This is a genomic window from Streptomyces sp. DSM 118878, from assembly GCF_052936595.1.
In genome coordinates this window covers 4,524,828-4,544,458 of the sequence record NZ_CP193622.1, presented here as the reverse complement: position 1 = coordinate 4,544,458, position 19,631 = coordinate 4,524,828, and the positions used below count along the sequence as shown (strand labels likewise).

Below are 19,631 nucleotides of genomic sequence, written 5' to 3'. Positions count from 1 at the left end.
AGCCCCTGAACCCATGGGGACACACCAGCCCGAGGAGCGCCCCGAATGAGTCTGACCCTGAGGACCATCAGTCGCGAGCAGCATCTGGCCTATATCCAGACGCTGCCGTCGGCGAGTCATTGCCAGGTCCCGGCATGGGCTGACGTGAAGAGCGAATGGCGCTCGGAGAACCTGGGCTGGTTCGACGACAGGACCGGCCAGCTGGTCGGCGCAGGCCTGGTGCTCTACCGACAGCTGCCCAAGCTGAAGCGCTACCTCGCGTATCTTCCCGAGGGCCCCGTCATCAACTGGTACGCCCCGAACCTGGACGAGTGGCTCCAGCCGATGCTGGCGCACCTCAAGCAGCAGGGTGCCTTCTCCGTGAAGATGGGCCCGCCCGTCGTGATCCGCCGCTGGGACGCTCCGGCGATCAAGGCGGGCATCCAGAACCCGGACGTGAAGCGCCTGCGCGACACCGAGGCGACGCACATCGAGCCGCGCGCCTTCGAGGTCTCCGACCGGCTGCGCCGCATGGGCTGGCAGCAGGGCGAGGACGGCGGCGCCGGCTTCGGCGACGTGCAGCCCCGCTTCGTCTTCCAGGTGCCGCTGGCCAACCGCTCCCTGGACGAGGTCCAGAAGGGCTTCAACCAGCTCTGGCGACGGAACATCAAGAAGGCCGAGAAGGCCGGCGTCGAGGTCGTCCAGGGCGGCTACCAGGACCTCGCCGAGTGGCAGCGTCTCTACGAGATCACGGCCACCCGCGACAAGTTCCGCCCGCGGCCCCTCGGCTACTTCCAGCAGATGTGGCAGGCCCTCAACTCCGAGGACCCCAACCGCATGCGGCTGTACTTCGCGCGGCACAACGGCGTGAACCTCTCGGCCGCCACGATGCTCGTCGTCGGTGGACACGTCTGGTACTCCTACGGCGCCTCGGACAACATCGGGCGTGAGGTCAGGCCCTCGAACGCGATGCAGTGGCGGATGCTCCGCGACGCGTACGCCATGGGGGCGACGGTCTACGACCTGCGCGGCATCTCCGACTCCCTGGACGAGACGGACCACCTCTTCGGCCTGATCCAGTTCAAGGTGGGCACCGGCGGTGAGGCCGCCGAGTACATCGGCGAGTGGGACTTCCCGCTCAACAAGCTGCTGCACAAGGCGCTCGACATCTACATGTCACGCCGCTGATCCCGCACAATTCCCTTCCACACCTCTGACTAGACCGCAGACACGAGAAAGGTCCGGGATCCAGCCATGGCGCTCACGCTCTATGTCGACACCGCGCGCTGGCGGGCACACCACAAGCACGTGCTGGAGCAGTTTCCGGGCATCGTCCCGGTCTGCAAGGGCAACGGCTACGGCTTCGGGCATGAGCGCCTGGCCGAGGAAGCCACGCGCTTCGGCACCGACATCCTCGCCGTGGGCACCACCTACGAAGCGGCCCGGATCAAGGACTGGTTCGGTGGCGACCTGCTGGTCCTGACGCCGTTCCGGCGGGGCGAGGAGCCTGTTCCGCTGCCCGACCGCGTCATCCGCTCCGTCTCGTCGCTCGACGGCGTGCACGGCCTCGTGGGCGCCCGCGTGGTCATCGAGGTCATGTCCTCGATGAAGCGCCACGGCGTCAGCGAGCAGGACCTGCCGCAGCTGCACGCCGCCATCGAGGACGTACGTCTCGAGGGCTTCGCCCTCCACCTGCCGCTGGACCGCACCGACGGCTCGGACGCCGTCGAGGAGGTCATCGGCTGGATGGACCGCCTGCGCGCGGCGCGTCTTCCGCTGCACACGATGTTCGTCAGCCACCTCAAGGCCGGTGAACTGGTCCGTCTCCAGCAGCAGTTCCCGCAGACACGCTTTCGCGCGCGCATCGGCACGAACCTCTGGCTCGGCGACCACGAGGCCACCGAGTACCGCGGCGCCGTCCTCGACGTCACCACGGTCGCCAAGGGGGATCGCTTCGGCTACCGCCAGCAGAAGGTGGCCTCCGACGGCTGGCTGGTGGTCGTCGCGGGCGGCACCTCGCACGGCGTCGGCCTGGAGGCCCCGAAGGCGCTGCACGGCATGATGCCGCGCGCCAAGGGCGTGGCCCGCGCGGGCCTCGCGACCGTCAACCGCAACCTCTCGCCGTTCGTCTGGGCGGGGAAGCAGCGCTGGTTCGCGGAGCCGCCGCACATGCAGGTGTCCATCCTCTTCGTGCCCTCCGACGCACCGGAGCCGAAGGTCGGTGAGGAGCTGGTGGCCCACCTGCGGCACACCACGACCCAGTTCGACCGGATGGTCGACCGCTGAGGCTCCAGGGCACCCCGTAGGTACGCCGAAGGGGCCGGACACGACTCACGTCGCGTCCGGCCCCTTCGTCCGTGAGCCGTTCAGCGAGGCAGCTCGGTGGCCGTTCCCCACTTCACGGTGGGCCCCGTGGTGGAGTGCACCGTGGTCCGCGCCGGGTAGGCCGCGGCCCCCAGCACGAAGACGTCCTCGGCGGAGTCCAGGACACCGCCCGAGGGATCGTCGTCCCCGCTCCGCCGGACCACGTCCCGCTCCGGCATCAGGATGTCCCGTACGACCACGGCGCACAGGTACAGCGTGCCCAGCAGGTGGACGGCGATCACCGCCTGGTAGCCCTCGGTGGGCAGCCCCTTGTGGGCGTCTCCGCTGGTCGTGTACGCCAGGTACATCCAGATCCCGAGGAAGTACGCGACCTCGCACGCCTGCCAGATCAGGAAGTCGCGCCAGCGTGGCCTGGCGAGCGCGGCGAGGGGGATGAGCCACAGGACGTACTGCGGTGAGTAGACCTTGTTGGTGAGGATGAAGGCGGCCACCAGCAGGAAGGCGAGCTGCGCGAAGCGCGGCCGGCGCGGCGCGGTCAGCCCGAGCGCGCCGACGCCCAGGCAGGCGAGGAGCATCAACGCCATGGCGAGGACGTTGACCGTCTCGGTGCTCAGCGGCGAGTCCATGCGCTGGGAGAGGATCAGCCAGAAGGAGCCGAAGTCGACGGGGCGCTCCTTGCTGAAGGAGTAGAACTTCGACCAGCCGTCGCCCGCGAACAGCATCACCGGCAGGTTGACCACCAGCCAGATCCCCGCCGTACCGAGCAGCGCGGCCCCGAACTCCCGCCACCGTCCCGCACGCCAGCAGAGGATCAGCAGGGGCCCGAGCAGCAGGAAGGGGTACAGCTTGGCGGCCGTGGCGAGCCCGAGCAGCACACCGAAGGCCAGGGCGCGCGAGCGTGACCACATCAGCATCGCCGCGGACGAGAAGGCGACGGCGAGCAGATCCCAGTTGATGGTGGCCGTCAGCGCCAGTGCGGGGGCGAGGGCGACCAGGAGCGCGTCCCAGGGGCGGCGCCGGTGCGTACGCGCGACACAGACGGCGACGACCGCCACGCAGGCCATCAGTATCCCGGCGTTGACCATCCAGTAGATCTTCTCCTGGTGCTGCATGGAGCCGCTGCCGGGCGTCACCCAGGAAGCCACCTCCATGAACACCCCGGTCAGCACCGGGTATTCGAGGTACTCCATGTCACCGGGGAGCTTGTCGAAGTACGGCACGAGGCCGTCTGCGAAGCCGCGTCCCTGGTAGAGATGCGGGATGTCGGAGTAGCACGCGTGCGTGTACTGGGAGCTGGCTCCGACGAACCACGCGCCGTTGTAGCACGGCATCTTCTGGACCATCCCGATCGCGAACATCCCGATCGCGATCAGCGCGATGATGCGTACGGGGGACCACCGGGTCGCCGCGTACAGCACTCTCCGGCCGATGGGGCCGCCGATCAGCTCGCTGCCGGCCCGGGCGACCTCATCCTCCTTCGTCGGCCGTACCGGCTCCGGCTCCTGCGGTCGCACCGGTTCGTACCGGCTCGTGCTCGGTGTCTCTGCGCCGGGGCCGGCGCTGGGGTCTGCACTGGGCATGCCCGACATCCTGCCGTACACGGCTGGGAACGCGGAGAGGACCGCCGCACCGGTCGGTGCGACGGTCCTCGTTTCACGTGAAACATCGACGGGGCGGGCTCGACCCGACGGTCGGCGTCAGCCGAAGATGCCTCCACCGTCCTCTTGGCCCGGCGGATCCTCCGAGGCCGATGGCGACTCGCCGCCCGGACCACCACCCGGACCATTGCCCGGACCGCCACCCGGACCGCCGTTCTGGCCCCCACCGTCCGCGCCACCGTTGTGGTTGCAGTCCCAGTCGAACTGGTCGCAGGTGTCGCTGGGCTCGGGCGACTTCGTGGGCGGTTTCGTCGTCTCGGTCTCCGAGGGTGTCGGCGACGAAGGCTCCTTCGTCTCCTCCTCGGTCGCGGACGGGGACGGCGGCGGAGGCGGCGTCTCGCCGACGATGTCACCGATCGGCTCCGGTACCGGGAAGGGCTTCGGAGGCACGTTCTTGAGCGCCTGCTTCATGTAGTCCTGCCAAATCTGCGCGGGGAACGAGGCGCCGTGGATCTTCGCCTCACCACCCGTGCCGAACATCTCCAGGAACTGGCGCTTCTTGTTGGTCTCGTCGTCGTCGAGCCGGTACATGCTGACCGCCGTCGACAGCTGGGGGGTGTATCCGACGAACCAGGCGGACTTGTTGCCGTCGGTCGTGCCGGTCTTGCCGGCCACCTGCCGGTCGCCGAGCTGGGCCGAGGTTCCGGTGCCCTTCTCCACGACGGTCCTCAGCACGTCGGTGACGTTGTCGGCCACCTCCGGAGAGAAGGCCTGCTCGGTCTTCTTCGGGTGCGTGTAGACCGAGTTGCCCTTGTGCCGGACCTCGGAGACCGAGTACGGATCGTTCTGCTTGCCGCTGGCAGCGAACGTCGAGTACGCCCCGGCCATGCGGATCGCGCTCGGTGACGAGGTGCCGAGCGAGAAGGACGGGTAGTTGGCGCTGGCCATGGAGGTGTCGTCCTGGAGGCCGGCCTCCATGGCCGTCTGCTTGACCTTGTCCAGGCCGACGTCCATGCCGAGCTGCACATACGCCGAGTTGACCGACTCCCGCATCGCCTCACGCAGGTTGATCTGGAAGGTCGGCCGGTTGTACGACTGGTCGCCGTCGTTCTTCTGGTTCCACTGCTTGCCGTCGCGGTCGGTCCAGACGCTCCCGTCGTAGTTCTGGATCTTGAGCTCGTTCTTGCCGCTGTACAGGCTCTTCGGGTTGGCGATCGTTCGCTGGGCGTCGCCCTGCTCCTCGGGGCCCTCGGGGTCGCGCACGCCGTACTTGAAGGCCGCGGCCAGCACGAACGGCTTGTACGTCGAACCGACCTGCGCACCGGTCTGGTCGGCGTTGTTGGTGAAGTGCTTCGTCGCGTCCTCACCGCCGTAGATGGCCTTGATCGCGCCGTCCTCCGGATCCACGGAGGCGCCGCCGAACTGGACGTGCGTGTCCTTGTCCGGACGCTCCTTCGGCTTGATCTTGGCCTTGCGGACCTTGTTCACCGACTTCTCGAGCGCCTTGACCTTCGCCTTGTTGAAGGTCGTGTGGATCTCGTAGCCGCCCTGCCGGAGTTCCTGCTCAGTGATGTCGGTGTTCTTGATGACGTACGCCTTGGCCAGGTCCACGAGATAACCGGTCTGACCGGCCAGGTCGACGTTGGACCGCGGGTTCTGAAGCTTGGGGAACGTCGTGTACTTGTTCCGCCGTTCCTCCGTCAGATGGCCGTCCTTGACCTCTTCGTCGAGGATCCACTTCCACCGCTTCTTGGCGCGCGCGGTGTTGTCTTCCTTGCTGGCCGCGGGGTCGATCTCGGGGGCACCGGCGGGGTCGTAGTACGTGGCGCCCTTGAGCACCGTCGCGAGGAGAGCGCACTCGCTCGGGTTGAGCTCCTTGGCTTCCTTGTCGAAGTACGCCCGGGCTGCCGCCTGGATGCCGTACGCCCCACGCCCGTAATAGGCGGTGTTGAGGTAGCCGGCCATGATGTTTTCCTTGGAGACGGTCCGGCCGACCTTTATGGAGATGAAGAGCTCTTTGAACTTACGGGTGAACGTCTGCGACTGGTCGCCCAGGCGCGCGTTCTTCACGTACTGCTGGGTGATCGTGGAGCCACCCTGGGTCTGCCCGCCCTTGGCCATGTTGACCAGGGCACGCGTGATGCCCATGGGGTCGACGCCCTTGTCGTCCTCGAACGTCTTGTTCTCCGCCGACATGACGGCGTAGCGCATCTCTTCGGGGATGTCGTCGTAGTCGATGATCTGCCGGTTGCGCTCACCGCCCGTCGCGACCATCTGCGTTTTGTCGTCCCAGAAGTAGACGTTGTTCTGAGCCGTGGCGGCCTTGTCGACCTCCGGCACCTCCACCAGGGCGTACGAGATGCCGGCGACCGCCATCAAGCTGCCGAGGAAGCCGAGGAACAGGCCGGAGACCAGACGCCACGACGGCACCCAGCGCCGTGCGCCCCGCCTGCCCGCGCGCGGATAGTCGATGAATCGCTTCTTGCCGGACGGCTGCGGACCACGGCCCCTGCCGCGCCCGGCTCCACCGGCGCCCCCGGCTCCTCCTCCGCCACGACGGCCACCGCCGGCGCCGCGCCCACCACCGGCGCCCTCGGCAGCCCGGCGGCGGCCGACGTTCGCGCCGACCGAGCCGCTGCGCTGGGCGGCGCGCCGGGCCTCGGCCCGGCCGCCGTAGGGACGGTCTCCGCCGTCTTCGGCCCCGGCTCCGTGCGGCTCATGGGAGGAAGAAGGCGATCCGGTGGCATCTCGCGGGGCCGCGCGGCGGCCCGACGGCACTCCTGGGGCGCCACGCCTGGCCGCGGCGCGTCCGCCGCCCTGCGGCTGCGGCGGTTTGCGACGGTGCTCGCTCATCGAACGATTACTCCTCGGGCAGGCGCAGCTGTCCGCGCCTGGAAACGGCGGCTGGTTTCCGGTCCCCCCGAAGTGCGGATGCGCCCGTTCCGGCGCCCACCCGCACTACACCAGGGACGACGACGCTCCCTGGCGTCACATGGTTCCCGGTGGCATACATGGCGCACAGACTACGCACCGTCAAAACCTCCTAGAGCCGAAGTTCACCCCAAATCAGGCAAGTTCCTTCCTACGAATCGGTGATGTGACGCCGTTCACCGTGCCCCCTCTTGTTTCGGCCCGATCACCGTTCTATCGTCTCGATGTATCGAGTCGATACATCAGCTCGGCATAAAGGCCGTACTGAAGGACCGCGGCAGACGGGAGGCGAAGATGAGCAGGCGCTCCGGCATCCTGGAATTCGCCGTCCTCGGACTGCTCCGCGAGTCCCCGATGCACGGCTATGAGCTGCGAAAACGCCTCAATACATCGCTGGGAGTGTTCCGCGCCTTCAGCTACGGGACGCTCTACCCCTGCCTCAAGACGCTGGTCGCCAACGGCTGGTTGATCGAGGAAACGGGGAGCACTCCCGACGACGCCCTCGCCGCTCCACTCACAGGGCGTCGCGCCAAGATCGTCTATCGGTTGACGGCGGAAGGTAAGGAACACTTCGAGGACCTGCTCTCGCAGACCGGCCCCGACGCGTATGAGGACGAGCACTTCGCCGCCCGCTTCGCCTTCTTCGGCCAGACCTCGCGGGACGTACGCATGCGGGTGCTCGAGGGCCGCCGCAGCCGCCTCGAAGAGCGTCTGGAGAAGATGCGCGCCTCCCTGGCCCGTACCCGGGAGCGCCTCGACGACTACACGCTTGAGCTCCAGCGGCACGGCATGGAGTCCGTGGAGCGCGAAGTGCGCTGGCTGAACGAGCTCATCGAGAGCGAACGCGCGGGGCGGGACCAGCAACGGTCCGCCTCCCAGGGTTCCGCTCAGCAGGACAGCACATCCGGGGAGTCGGCGGGCCTGCCCCGGCGGCGGGAGAACGACCCGCCGCCGGATCCGTCCGATGACCCCACCAAGTGAGACCCAGCATTCCGCCGGGTCTCATCCGGAATACCGAGATCACACAGGGAGCAACCGGAATGGGTTCGGTTCGCGTAGCCATCGTCGGCGTGGGCAACTGCGCCGCCTCGCTGGTCCAGGGCGTCGAGTACTACAAGGACGCCGACCCGGACGCCAAGGTCCCGGGCCTGATGCACGTCCAGTTCGGCGAGTACCACGTCGGTGACGTCGAGTTCGTCGCCGCCTTCGACGTCGACGCGAAGAAGGTCGGCCTCGACCTCTCGGATGCCATCGGCGCCAGCGAGAACAACACCATCAAGATCTGCGACGTGCCGAGCAAGGGCGTCACCGTCCAGCGCGGCCACACCCTCGACGGCCTGGGCAAGTACTACCGCCAGACCATCGAGGAGTCCGACGAGGCCCCGGCCGACATCGTCCAGATCCTCAAGGACCGCAAGGTCGACGTCCTCGTCTGCTACCTGCCCGTCGGGTCCGAGGACGCCGCGAAGTTCTACGCGCAGTGCGCCATCGACGCCAAGGTCGCGTTCGTCAACGCTCTGCCGGTCTTCATCGCCGGCACCAAGGAGTGGGCGGACAAGTTCACCGAGGCCGGTGTCCCGATCGTCGGCGACGACATCAAGTCGCAGGTCGGCGCCACCATCACGCACCGTGTGATGGCGAAGCTGTTCGAGGACCGCGGTGTCCGCCTCGAGCGCACCATGCAGCTGAACGTCGGCGGCAACATGGACTTCAAGAACATGTTGGAGCGTGACCGCCTCGAGTCGAAGAAGATCTCGAAGACGCAGGCCGTCACCTCGCAGATCCGCGACCGCGACCTGGGCGAGGACAACGTCCACATCGGCCCGTCGGACTACGTCGCGTGGCTCGACGACCGCAAGTGGGCGTACGTCCGCCTCGAAGGCCGCGCCTTCGGTGACGTCCCGCTGAACCTGGAGTACAAGCTCGAGGTCTGGGACTCCCCGAACTCGGCGGGTGTCATCATCGACGCCCTGCGCGCCGCGAAGATCGCCAAGGACCGCGGTGTCGGCGGCCCGATCCTCTCCGCGTCGTCGTACTTCATGAAGTCCCCGCCGGTCCAGTACTTCGACGACGAGGCGTACGACAACGTCGAGAAGTTCATCAAGGGCGAGGTCGAGCGCTAAGCGCCCCTTCCTTGCCGCGCGTCGAGGGTCCCCGGGCATCGCGCTCGGGGGCCCTCCTCGCATGTCAGTCCCCATACGAGGGTGAGGCCCATGGCTGTCGTCGGTGACCTGCGTGTCCTGCTGCGCCTGCGGGACTTCCGACGTCTGCTCGCCGTACGGCTGGTCTCCCAGAGCGCCGACGGGGTCTACCAGGTCGCGCTCGCCACCTACGTCGTCTTCTCCCCGGAGAAGCAGGCCTCACCAGGGGCGATCGCCTCGGCCATGGCCGTGCTGCTCCTTCCGTACTCGCTCGTCGGACCCTTCGCCGGGGTCCTGCTCGACCGCTGGCAGCGCCGCCAGGTCTTCCTGTACGGCAACCTCCTGCGGGCCGCGCTCGCCGCGCTGACCGCCGTGCTGATGCTCAGCGGCGTACCCGACGGGCTCTTCTACGCCTCCGCGCTCTGCGTCACGGCCGTCAACCGCTTCGTCCTGGCCGGTCTTTCCGCCGCCCTTCCCCGGGTCGTCGACGCGGACCGCCTGGTCATCGCCAATTCCCTCTCGCCGACCGCGGGGACACTCGCCGCGACCGCGGGCGGTGGCCTCGCCTTCGTCGTACGTCTGGTGGCGTCGGACTCCGACGCGGCGGTGGTCCTCCTCGCGGCCGCCCTCTACCTGGGTGCCGCGTTCGCCTCGCTGCGCATGGCCCGCGAACTGCTCGGCCCCGATCCGGGCCCTGACCGGACACGGCTCGCGGCGGCGCTCGCCGGCACGGCCCGCGGGCTCAGCTCGGGCATCCGGCACCTGCGGCAACGCCCGGCGGCCCTGCGCGCGCTCGCCGCCATGACGGTGCTGCGGTTCTGCTACGGCGCGCTGACGGTCATGGTCCTGATGCTGTGCCGGTACGCGTGGTCGTCGTCGGAGTCCGAGGGGCTGGCGCTGCTCGGGCTCGCCCTCGGCGTTTCCGGGGCGGGCTTCTTCGTGGCGGCCGTGGTCACACCGGCCGCGGTGGGACGCTTCGGAGCCGGCGGCTGGATCACCGTCTGCGCGGGCTCGGCAGCGGTCCTGGAGCCGGCACTCGGCCTGTTCTTCGCGCCCGCACCCCTCCTGGTCGCCGCCTTCGCCCTCGGCCTGACGACCCAGGGCGCGAAGATCGCCACGGACACGGTGGTGCAGTCCACGGTGGACGACGGCTTCCGCGGCCGGATCTTCTCCCTCTACGACGTCCTCTTCAACGTCGCCTTCGTGGGAGCGGCCGCGGTGGCGGCGCTGGTCCTGCCCCCGGACGGACGATCGGCCCCGCTGGTCATCGGGGTGGCGCTGCTCTACGCAGCGGTTGCTGCGTCTATGGCCCGGTTTGACGTGCAGTAAGTGTCACATCAGTGCCACAGAGCCTCTCTCGGCTTCAGAGAGGCCACCCCAGCTCGGTAACTTACGGGACGTTCGTATCCGCGCCATCGCGCTCTCGTTCTAGGGGGACCCCCAAAGTGACCACTCCGCCGCCGCCCCAGGGCCAAGCTCCTTACCCGCCCCAGGGTCAGAACCCCTATGGCCAGCCGCAGGGCCAGAACCCCTACGGTCAGCCGCAGGGCGGCGCCCCTTACCCTCCGCAGCAGGGCCAGCCCGGCGTTCCGCAGCAGCCGTATCAGGCCTTCAACCAGGGCGGACCGGTGCCTCCGCCCCAGCCGCAGCGCCGGCCCCTCAAGTTCTACCTGCGGATCGCGGCGGCGGTGGTGGTCGTCATCATGATGGCGATCGGCTACTTCGCCAGCCAGGACGACGCGGACACCGCCGCGGTCGGCGACTGCCTGAAGGCCGCCTCTTCCTCCTCGCAGCGCATGGAGGTCGTGGACTGCTCGTCATCCGAGGCGGAGTCCAAGGTCATCAAGAAGATCGACGGGCACTACACGCAGCTCACCGCGGAGTCCGAGTGCCGCAAGGTGGAAGGCGCCACCGGCTTCTACGCGGAGACCGGCAAGGGCGACGAGTTCCTGCTCTGCACAAAGGGCGCCTGACCGCCTGGCCTGACGCAGAATTCGTAGATTTCATGCCCAGGGGCACTGTTTCACGTGAAACAGTGCCCCTGGGCGCATGTGGGACCGACGGTGTGTTTCACGTGAAACACACCAGCCCGGGTCCCGTTCAGCTCTGCGCGGCCCACCACTCCTTGAGCGCCGCCTCCGCCGTCTCTCGCTCCATCGGCCCGTTCTCCAGCCTCAGCTCCAGCAGGAACTTGTAGGCCTGGCCGATCACCGGACCGGGACGCACGTCCAGGACCTCCATGATCTCGTTGCCGTCGAGATCGGGTCGGATGGAGTCCAGCTCCTCCTGCTCCTGGAGGCGGGCGATGCGCTCCTCCAGACCGTCGTACGCGTGCGACAGCGCGTTCGCCTTGCGCTTGTTGCGCGTCGTGCAGTCCGAGCGGGTCAGCTTGTGCAGGCGCTCCAGGAGCGGCCCGGCGTCGCGCACGTAGCGCCGTACGGCCGAGTCCGTCCATTCGCCGGTGCCGTAACCGTGGAAGCGAAGGTGCAGCTCGACCAGGCGCGAAACGTCCTTGACGAGCTCGTTGGAGTATTTGAGTGCCGTCATGCGCTTCTTGACCATCTTGGCGCCAACCACCTCGTGGTGGTGGAAGGAGACCCGGCCGTCGTCCTCGAAGCGCCGGGTCTTCGGCTTCCCGATGTCATGCAGCAGCGCGGCGAGCCGAAGCGTCAGGTCGGGGCCGTCCGTCTCCAGTGCGATCGCCTGCTCCAGGACGATCAGCGAGTGGTCGTAGACGTCCTTGTGGCGGTGGTGCTCGTCCCGCTCCAGACGGAGCGCGGGCAGCTCCGGCAGAACCCGCTCCGCGAGGCCGGTGTCGACGAGGAGAGCGAGGCCCTGGCGCGGGTGCGCGGAGAGGATCAGCTTGTTGAGCTCGTCCCGCACGCGCTCCGCGGAGACGATGTCGATGCGCTCGGCCATGGCCTTCATCGCGGAGACGACCTCGGGCGCCAGCTCGAAGTCGAGCTGCGCGGCGAAGCGCGCGGCCCGCATCATCCGCAGCGGGTCGTCCGAGAAGGACTCCTCGGGGGTCCCCGGGGTGCGCAGGACACGCTCCGCCAGGTCCTCGAGCCCGCCGTGCGGGTCGACGAACTCCTTCTCGGGCAGCGCCACGGCCATCGCGTTCACGGTGAAGTCGCGGCGGACGAGGTCCTCCTCGATGGAGTCGCCGTAGGACACCTCGGGCTTGCGGGAAGTCCTGTCGTACGCCTCCGACCGGTAGGTCGTGACCTCGATCTCAAAGCTCTGGTCGACGTCTCCGACGCGGGCCTCCTTCTGGCAGCCGACCGTGCCGAAGGCGATCCCGACCTCCCATACGGCGTCGGCCCAGGGCCGCACGATCTTCAGCACGTCCTCGGGGCGGGCGTCCGTCGTGAAGTCCAGGTCGTTGCCGAGCCGGCCCAGGAGCGCGTCCCTGACCGAGCCGCCGACCAGGGCGAGAGAGAACCCGGCCTCCTGGAATCGGCGGGCGAGCTCGTCCGCGACAGGGGACACCCGCAGCAGTTCGCTGACCGCGCGGCGCTGCACCTGGCTCAGTGCGCTGGGATTGTCTTCATTGGCGTTCGGCACAACAGAAAAGGGTACGTGCACCCGGCCACCTGAGCCGACCCGATTCCTGCCCGGCCGACCCGTTTCCCGCCGGGGCCGACCCGATTCCCGCCGGGTCACGCCGGGCGCACCTGGCGCGCTCCGGCACCGGGGCCACCTCTTCCGATCACGTGGAGCAGTCCGCGGCACTTCGTCACAGCGCGCATCGTTACCATGCGTGGACGCACAACCGACGACCACTGACGACGAGGGATAGGCGAACGCGTGGCCGAGGCGGCAGATTTCCCGGGGACAAGCCCCACACCTGCCCGCCGGTGGCTGCGGCGCACCGCAGCACTCCTGGTGGGTACCCCTTTGCTGGCCGGCCTCCTGCAGGCCCCGGTGAGTCCGGCCGCGGATGCCGCGGTGCCGAGCGCGCCGGTGGCCGCCGCCACTGATTCCGGCCCCGTCGACGTCTCGCTGGACGAGCTCACCCCCGCCGCCCCCAGCGAGGGCGACACGGTCACCGTCTCCGGCACGGTCACCAACACCGGCAAGCAGACGGTGACCGGGGGGAAGGTCGGGCTGCGCGTCGGACCGCCCCTCAACGGCCGGAGCGCCATCGACAGCGCCGCCGGGCGCGGGAGCTTCCGGCCGGGGGCCGACGGCACCGAGGTGGGCGGCAAGTACGTCGACAAGATCGCCAAGCTCGTGCCCGGTGTGCGGACGGACTTCAGCATCTCCGTACCGGTCAAGGCGCTCGACCTGGGCGCGGACGGCGTCTACCAGCTCGGTGTGACCCTCACCGGTCAGAGCGCCGCGCAGCCCTACCCCCAGGTGCTCGGCATCCAGCGCACCTTCCTGCCGTGGCAGCCCGATGGCGCCGAGACCAAGACGAAGACGACGTATCTGTGGCCGCTCATCTCCGAGACGCATCTCACCGCGGAGACCGGGTCCGACGAACAGCAGACGCCCGTCTTCAAGAACGATGAACTGGCCGACGAGCTGGCCGCGGGCGGGCGCCTGCAACAGTTGCTCGCGCTCGGCAGTGACCTCGACGTCACGTGGGTGATCGACCCGGACACGCTCGCCTCGGTCGAGGCGATGACGGAGAGCTATCGGATCCGGAACTCCGACGGGAAGACCACCAGGGCGGGCAAGCACCAGGCCGTCGCCAAGCAGTGGCTCAACGACCTCGAAGCCGCCGTCAAGGGCAAGAAGGTCGTCGCCCTCCCCTTCGGCGACCCCGACCTCGCGTCGCTCGCGCACACCGGCAAGACCGTCACCGGCTCCCTCAGCCACCTCAAGGAGGCCACCGAAGCCGGTGTCAGCGCGGTGGAGGGGATTCTGCACACCAAGCCGAGCACGGACTTCGCGTGGCCCGCCGAGGGAGCCATCGACCCGTCGATCGTGGACGTCTCCACCTCGGCGGGCGCCCATACGGTGATCGCCCGCAGCGACAGCCTGCGCGAGAGCACGGCTCTTCCGTACGCGCCGACCGCGGCCAGGCCGATCGGCGGCGGTACGACGGCGGTGGTGGCCGACGCGCGCCTGTCCACCGCGTTCCAGGGCGACATGACGGTGTCCGAGACCTCCACGCTCGCCGTGCAGAAGTTCGTCTCCCAGAGCCTGATGCTCAACCAGCAGGTCCCGGGCAAGCAGCGCAGCATCGTGATCGCTCCGCAGCGCATGCCCACGGCCAGCCAGGCCCAGGCCATGGCCAAGGGCCTCACGGCCCTCCAGGAAGGCACGTGGACGCAGTCCCAGGGGCTGACCGCCGCGGCGAAGGCGACGCCGGACCCGCAGGCCACGACCCGGGTGCCGTCCGCGGCGTCGTACCCGGCCGCGCTGCGCAAGCGGGAGCTGCCGCAGGCGGCCTTCACGACCATCCGTGACACGCAGGGCATGCTGGAACGCTTCCAGGTGATCCTCACCAAGAAGGACCGCGTGGTCACCCCGTTCAGGCGGGCCATAGACCGCGGGATGTCCACGTCCTGGCGCGGCCGCCCGGCGGAGGCCACGACGTACCGCAACGGCGTACAGGACTATCTGGAGGACCTCACCGGACAGGTCTCGCTGATCGCGAGGTCCGACGCGAAACTCTCCGGACGCAGCGCGACGATCCCGGTGTCGGTGCAGAACAACCTGGTGCAGGGCGTGGAGCACCTGACCCTGCGGCTGTACTCGGAGAATCCCACCCGTCTGAAGATCGGTGACGGGCGGTACGAGGAGAAGCAGGTCAAGATCGACGGCGGGCACTCGCAGTCGGTGAAGTTCACCACCACGACCAAGGCCAACGGCCCGGTCCCGGTCTACGCCCAGCTCTACACGGAGGACGGGCAGCCCTACGGCGACGCCGTGCACTTCGAGGTCAATGTCACCGAGTTCACCCTCGCGGTCATGCTGGTCATCGCCGGTGGCCTGCTGCTCCTCGTGCTCGCCGGGTTCCGGATGTACACGCAGCGCAAGCGCGCGGCGCGCAAGCGGGCCGAGGAGGGCCCGGACGCAGGATCCGAGGAAGGTCCGGACGAAGGACCCGAGAAGGGCCCGGACGAGGGGCCCGAGGACGGGAACGGGACCGCGCCCGGAGAGGGCGACCCCGAGCAGCCGAGTGACCCGACACCGGACACCGCTCCGGAAAGCACCGACCCATCGGACACGGGTGAGAGAGTGGACCGTTGAGCGATGTCGTGGCCGGTGGGCCCGGGGACGATGAGGTGGGGTAATCCATGAACGCGCCGTACAACGGTGACCGTGGCCAGGGCTCGGGTGGCTCTGACCCGGCCGGCGGCCCGCCCCCGGGCTCCGGCGACCACGGGCAGCAGATCCCCCCGCAGCCCGCGCCCGACACGTACCTCCAGGACGCCTACGATCAGGACCCCTACCGCGGGCAGGACCTCTCCGCCCAGGACCCGGTGGCCGAAGCGCTCTACGACCGCGCGGCACACCCCCCGCCGCCGCCCGGCACCTACCCTCAGCAGCCGCTCTACGGCCGGCCGCCCGTCTCGGAGCACGCGCCGGACCCCCGTGTCTGGGCGCAGCCCCCGGCCCCCGAGCCGGAGGGCCCGACGCGGCACCTCCCGTACGGCGACGACGCCCGTACGACGCAGTTCGTGGGCGTCGACGACCTGGTCACCCAGGCCGGAGAGGAGTACCACGAGCCGGACGCCTTCGCTCATCTCTACCGCGACCAGCAGCCCAGCGGGTACAACGGCCGACAGGCCGATTACCAGCAGGGCGGGCATCAGCAGGGCGAGTACCAGCAAGGCGGGCACCAGCAGGCCGAGTACCAGCAGGCCGAGTACCAACAGGGCGGGCACCAGCAAGGCGCTTACCAGCAGGCGGGTTACCAGCAGGCCGGTTATCAGCAGGACGGCAACTACCCGCAGGGCCACGGATACCCGCAGGGCCAGGGCCAGGGCTATCCCCAGGGCAACGGATACCAGCAGGGCCACGAGTACCAGCAGGGCAACGGATACCAGGACGGCTACCCCCAGGGCGGCTACCAGCAGCCCCTCGACGGCGGCTACGCACCCGCCGACCAGCCGATCGTCCCCGCCCCCGCGCCGGACCCGGCTCCGGCACCCGCACAGGCACCCGCCGCGAAGTCGGGCGGCCGTGCGTCGAGCCTGCTGAAGTCGAGCGCCCTGATGGCGGCGGGCACGATCGTCTCCCGCCTCACCGGCTTCCTGCGCACGCTCGTCATGGCGGCCGCGATCGGCGTCGCCACGCTCAACGACTCGTACCAGGTCGCGAACACCCTGCCGACGATGATCTACGTCCTGGTCGGCGGCGGCGCCCTGAACGCGGTGTTCATCCCGCAGCTCGTGCGCGCCATGAAGAAGGACGAGGACGGCGGCGAGGGCTACGCCAACCGGCTGCTCACCCTGGTCATGGTGCTGCTCGCCGGTGTCACCGTCATCTGTGTGGTGGCCGCCCCGATGTTCGTGCGGCTGATGTCGCCGACGATCGCGGACAACCCCGTCCGCATGGAAGTCACCGTCACGTTCGCGCGCTTCTGCATCCCGACCATGTTCTTCATGGGCGTGCACGTCGTGCTCGGGCAGATCCTCAACGCCCGCGGCCGCTTCGGCGCCATGATGTGGACCCCGGTCCTCAACAACATCGTCGTCATCACCACCTTCGGCGCCTTCATCTGGGCCTTCGGCAGCTTCACCGACTCGGGCGTCGCCCCCGCCAACATCACGCCGGACGGCGTACGCCTCCTCGGCCTCGGCACGCTGCTCGGCCTCGTCGTGCAGTCGCTGGCCATGCTCCCCTACCTGCGCGAGGCCGGCTTCAAGCTCCGCCTGCGCTTCGACTGGCGCGGGCACGGCCTCGGCAAGGCCGCGCGGCTCGCGAAGTGGACCTTCTTCTTCGTCCTCGCCAACCAGATCGGCATGGTCGTCGTCACCCAGCTCGCCACCAGCGCCGGCACGACCGCATCCGACCAGGGCCACTCCGGCACGGGCATCACCGCGTACAACTACGCGCTGCTCCTGTGGCAGATGCCGCAGGCCATCATCACGGTCTCCGTCATGACCGCCGTCCTGCCGCGCATCTCCCGCTCCGCGAACGACGGCGACCCCGCCGCTGTCCGTGACGACATCTCGTACGGTCTGCGCACCTCGGCGGTGGCGATCGTGCCGTGCGCCTTCGCCTTCCTCGCCCTCGGCGTGCCGATGGCGACGCTGCTGTACGCGGGCTCCGGCTCGGGCGCGCAGAACATCGGCTACACCCTGATGGCCTTCGGGCTCGGCCTTATTCCGTACTCGGTCCAGTACGTCGTCCTGCGCGGCTTCTACGCCTACGAGGACACGCGCACGCCGTTCTACAACACCGTCATCGTGGCCGCGGTCAACGCGGCGGCCTCGGCGCTCTGCTTCTTCGTCCTGCCCGCCCGGTGGGCCGTCGTCGGCATGGGAGCCGCCTACGGCCTCGCCTACGTGGTCGGAGTGGGCGTGGCATGGCGCCGCCTGCGCGTGCGGCTGGGGGGCGATCTGGACGGCGCACAGGTGGCACGTACGTACACCCGGCTCATCGGGGCGTCGCTCCCGGCGGCCCTGGTGGGCGGTGCGGTCGGGTTCGCGATCCTGCGGACGATGGGGACCGGGGCGCTCGGCTCCCTGGTGGCGCTGGTCACGGGTGGCGTCGCGCTCATCGGTGTGTTCTTCGTGGCCGCCCGAAAGATGCGGATTGCGGAGCTCAATTCGATGGTCGGCATGGTTCGCGGGCGTCTCGGACGCTGAGATGAGCGCTACCGCACAACCATCGTTCGCTACCGCGTGTCGTGCATAGCACTGGACTGTGGGCACAATTGGCTTTGGCGTCTGACGAAGCGCAACGGATGGGGAGGCAGGAACGACGGTGGCGGAACGGAGCACGGCTGCCGTCGACGTGGCAGACAACAGTGGTGACGAGCCGCTGACCGCCAAGGCGGAGAAGGCCACGGCCGACGGGGCGGCCCAGACCCGGGAGCGGGACACGGCAGCTGACGATGACGGGGCGGAGACCGACAAGCCCAAGAGCCGAGGGACGACCTCACCCCCAGAGCTGCACAGTGGTCACAAGCTCGCCAGACGCTATCGACTCGAAGAGTGCGTCACCCGTCTGGACGGTTTCAGCAGCTGGCGTGCGGTGGACGAGAAGCTCCGCCGTGCCGTCGGCGTGCACCTGCTGCCCGCGGACCATCCGCGGGCCCGCTCGGTGCTGGCCGCGGCGCGTTCCTCGGCCCTTCTCGGGGACCCGCGCTTCGTGCAGGTCCTGGACGCCGTCGAGGAGAACGACCTCGTCTACGTCGTCCACGAGTGGCTTCCGGACGCCACGGAGCTCACCGCGGTCCTCGCGGCGGGCCCGCTGGAGGCACACGAGGCGTACCAGCTCGTCAGCCAGGTGTCCCAGGCCATGGCCGCGGCACACCGGGAAGGCCTCGCACACCTGCGGCTGACCCCGGGGGCCGTCCTGCGCACCTCCACCGGTCAGTACCGCATCCGCGGTCTCGCGGTGAACGCCGCGCTGCGCGGCATCGAGTCCGAGACGCCGCAGCGCACGGACACGGAAGCGCTCGGCGCTCTTCTGTACGCGGCCCTGACCCAGCGCTGGCCCTACGAGGACGATGCCTACGGCCTCTCCGGCCTGCCCAAGGACGTGGGCCTCATCGCCCCCGACCAGGTGCGCGCCGGAGTCCACCGCGGCCTCTCCGAGCTCGCCATGCGGGCGCTCGTCAACGACGGGGCGACCGCGTCCCGTCAGGACCCGCCCTGCACGACCCCCGAGGAGCTGGTCAAGGCCATCGGCGAGATGCCCCGCATCCGCCCGCCGGAGCCCGCCTTCACCGCGCCCCCCGAGTACCAGCGCACCACGTACCAGCAGGGCTCGTACGGCCGGCCTGCGGCCCACCCCGGCCTCACCCAGCCCATCGCACCCCCGCCGCCCCCGCTGCAGAGCCGTACGGGCAAGGCCCTCAAGTGGGCCGTGTCCGCGCTGCTGATCGCCGCGCTCGGCCTCGGTAGCTGGCAGCTCGCGGACGCCCTGATGGACCGCGAGAACTCCGGGGACTCCGACGGCACGACGCAGACCACCGATGGCGGCGACAAGGACCAGCCCAGGCCCAAGAAGCCGATCGGCGTCCAGGACGCGCGGGAGTACGTCCTGGAGGGCAGGCCCCAGGCCCCGGAGGACGTGCGGAACACCTACGACAAGGACAGCTCCTCGCTGTGGCGGACCAAGTCGTTCAACGACGGTCCTGAGATCGCCCCGTACAAGCCCGGCGTCGGTATCGTCTACGACCTCGGCTCGGCCAAGGACGTCTCGGCCGCGTCGATAGCTCTCAAATACGGCGGTTCCCACACCACGGTCTCGCTTTATGCCACGGACTCCTTGACGCCCTCGGCGCCGATCGATTCGATGAAGAAGATCGGTGGCGCCACCACGTCGGGCACCACCGCGAAGATCTCGGCCAAGAAGCCGGTGAAGTCGCGGTACGTGCTCCTGTGGCTGACCGCCCTGCCGAACTCCGGCCCCGACGGTTACTACAGGGCCGGTTACAAGCAGGCCATCACGGACGTGCAGTTCAAGGGCTGAGGGATCGGCCGGCTCGGCGAGGCTCACTGGGGGGAGGGGGTTCGACGGT

At 69.1% G+C, this 19,631-nt stretch carries 12 protein-coding genes; 9 read left to right on the top strand and 3 right to left on the bottom strand.

Translation table 11 applies throughout. The annotated features are described in order from the left end of the window. The first annotated feature begins 45 nt into the window (after positions 1-45). Complete coding sequence (locus ACRAKF_RS20170) at positions 46-1,167, top strand: lipid II:glycine glycyltransferase FemX (protein ID WP_447038572.1); 1,122 nt, start codon at positions 46-48, stop codon at positions 1,165-1,167. Between the two features lie 66 nt (positions 1,168-1,233). Next, the gene (locus ACRAKF_RS20165) at positions 1,234-2,265 is read left to right on the top strand and encodes an alanine racemase (protein WP_447038571.1); all 1,032 of its coding nucleotides are present in this window, start codon (positions 1,234-1,236) and stop codon (positions 2,263-2,265) included. Positions 2,266-2,345: 80 nt separating this feature from the next. Here the strand turns inward: ACRAKF_RS20165 and ACRAKF_RS20160 are convergent, their stop codons facing one another. Both ACRAKF_RS20160 and ACRAKF_RS20155 read right to left on the bottom strand, forming a co-directional pair. Next, positions 2,346-3,893 carry a glycosyltransferase family 87 protein gene (locus ACRAKF_RS20160; RefSeq protein ID WP_447038570.1) on the bottom strand — a complete coding sequence of 516 codons (1,548 nt, stop codon included), beginning with the start codon at positions 3,891-3,893 and terminating at the stop codon, positions 2,346-2,348. 108 nt (positions 3,894-4,001) lie between these two features. Then, positions 4,002-6,755 (bottom strand): transglycosylase domain-containing protein, encoded by a 2,754-nt coding sequence (locus ACRAKF_RS20155; RefSeq protein WP_447038569.1) that lies wholly within the window; start codon positions 6,753-6,755, stop codon positions 4,002-4,004. 372 nt (positions 6,756-7,127) lie between these two features. On the opposite strand from ACRAKF_RS20155, the gene ACRAKF_RS20150 reads away from it, so the two are divergent. From ACRAKF_RS20150 to ACRAKF_RS20135, 4 genes are all read left to right on the top strand, one after another. Further along, positions 7,128-7,814, top strand: coding sequence for a helix-turn-helix transcriptional regulator (locus tag ACRAKF_RS20150; protein WP_447038568.1), 687 nt, complete (start codon positions 7,128-7,130; stop codon positions 7,812-7,814). A gap of 59 nt (positions 7,815-7,873) precedes the next feature. Beyond that, the gene (locus ACRAKF_RS20145) at positions 7,874-8,956 is read left to right on the top strand and encodes an inositol-3-phosphate synthase (protein WP_447038567.1); all 1,083 of its coding nucleotides are present in this window, start codon (positions 7,874-7,876) and stop codon (positions 8,954-8,956) included. Positions 8,957-9,046: 90 nt separating this feature from the next. Continuing rightward, a complete protein-coding gene (locus ACRAKF_RS20140; RefSeq protein ID WP_447038566.1) occupies positions 9,047-10,303 on the top strand; it encodes an MFS transporter in 1,257 nt (418 codons plus the stop codon). 299 nt (positions 10,304-10,602) lie between these two features. Then, entirely contained in the window at positions 10,603-10,947 is a 345-nt protein-coding gene (locus ACRAKF_RS20135) for an LppU/SCO3897 family protein (protein ID WP_447038565.1), read from the top strand. A gap of 127 nt (positions 10,948-11,074) precedes the next feature. On the opposite strand, the gene ACRAKF_RS20130 is transcribed toward ACRAKF_RS20135, so the two are convergent. Further along, positions 11,075-12,541, bottom strand: a complete 1,467-nt coding sequence (locus ACRAKF_RS20130) for a CCA tRNA nucleotidyltransferase (protein WP_447038564.1) — start codon at positions 12,539-12,541, stop codon at positions 11,075-11,077. A 243-nt stretch (positions 12,542-12,784) separates the two neighbouring features. Here ACRAKF_RS20130 and ACRAKF_RS20125 point away from each other — a divergent pair, with 243 nt between their 5' ends. The 3 genes from ACRAKF_RS20125 (at position 12,785) to ACRAKF_RS20115 (ending at position 19,582) form a co-directional block, all read left to right on the top strand. Next, positions 12,785-15,181, top strand: coding sequence for a DUF6049 family protein (locus ACRAKF_RS20125; protein ID WP_447038563.1), 2,397 nt, complete (start codon positions 12,785-12,787; stop codon positions 15,179-15,181). 47 nt (positions 15,182-15,228) lie between these two features. Beyond that, positions 15,229-17,748 (top strand): murein biosynthesis integral membrane protein MurJ, encoded by a 2,520-nt coding sequence (gene murJ / locus ACRAKF_RS20120; protein ID WP_447038562.1) that lies wholly within the window; start codon positions 15,229-15,231, stop codon positions 17,746-17,748. 118 nt (positions 17,749-17,866) lie between these two features. Next, complete coding sequence (locus ACRAKF_RS20115) at positions 17,867-19,582, top strand: protein kinase family protein (protein ID WP_447038561.1); 1,716 nt, start codon at positions 17,867-17,869, stop codon at positions 19,580-19,582. Positions 19,583-19,631: the final 49 nt, after the last annotated feature.

Coding starts and splice junctions, on each gene's coding strand:
- ACRAKF_RS20160 (WP_447038570.1), bottom strand. CDS start 3,893: ATGTCGGGCATGCCCAGTGCAGACCCCAGCGCCGGCCCCGGCGCAGAG.
- ACRAKF_RS20145 (WP_447038567.1), top strand. CDS start 7,874: ATGGGTTCGGTTCGCGTAGCCATCGTCGGCGTGGGCAACTGCGCCGCC.
- ACRAKF_RS20155 (WP_447038569.1), bottom strand. CDS start 6,755: ATGAGCGAGCACCGTCGCAAACCGCCGCAGCCGCAGGGCGGCGGACGC.
- ACRAKF_RS20165 (WP_447038571.1), top strand. CDS start 1,234: ATGGCGCTCACGCTCTATGTCGACACCGCGCGCTGGCGGGCACACCAC.
- ACRAKF_RS20140 (WP_447038566.1), top strand. CDS start 9,047: ATGGCTGTCGTCGGTGACCTGCGTGTCCTGCTGCGCCTGCGGGACTTC.
- murJ (WP_447038562.1), top strand. CDS start 15,229: ATGAACGCGCCGTACAACGGTGACCGTGGCCAGGGCTCGGGTGGCTCT.
- ACRAKF_RS20170 (WP_447038572.1), top strand. CDS start 46: ATGAGTCTGACCCTGAGGACCATCAGTCGCGAGCAGCATCTGGCCTAT.
- ACRAKF_RS20150 (WP_447038568.1), top strand. CDS start 7,128: ATGAGCAGGCGCTCCGGCATCCTGGAATTCGCCGTCCTCGGACTGCTC.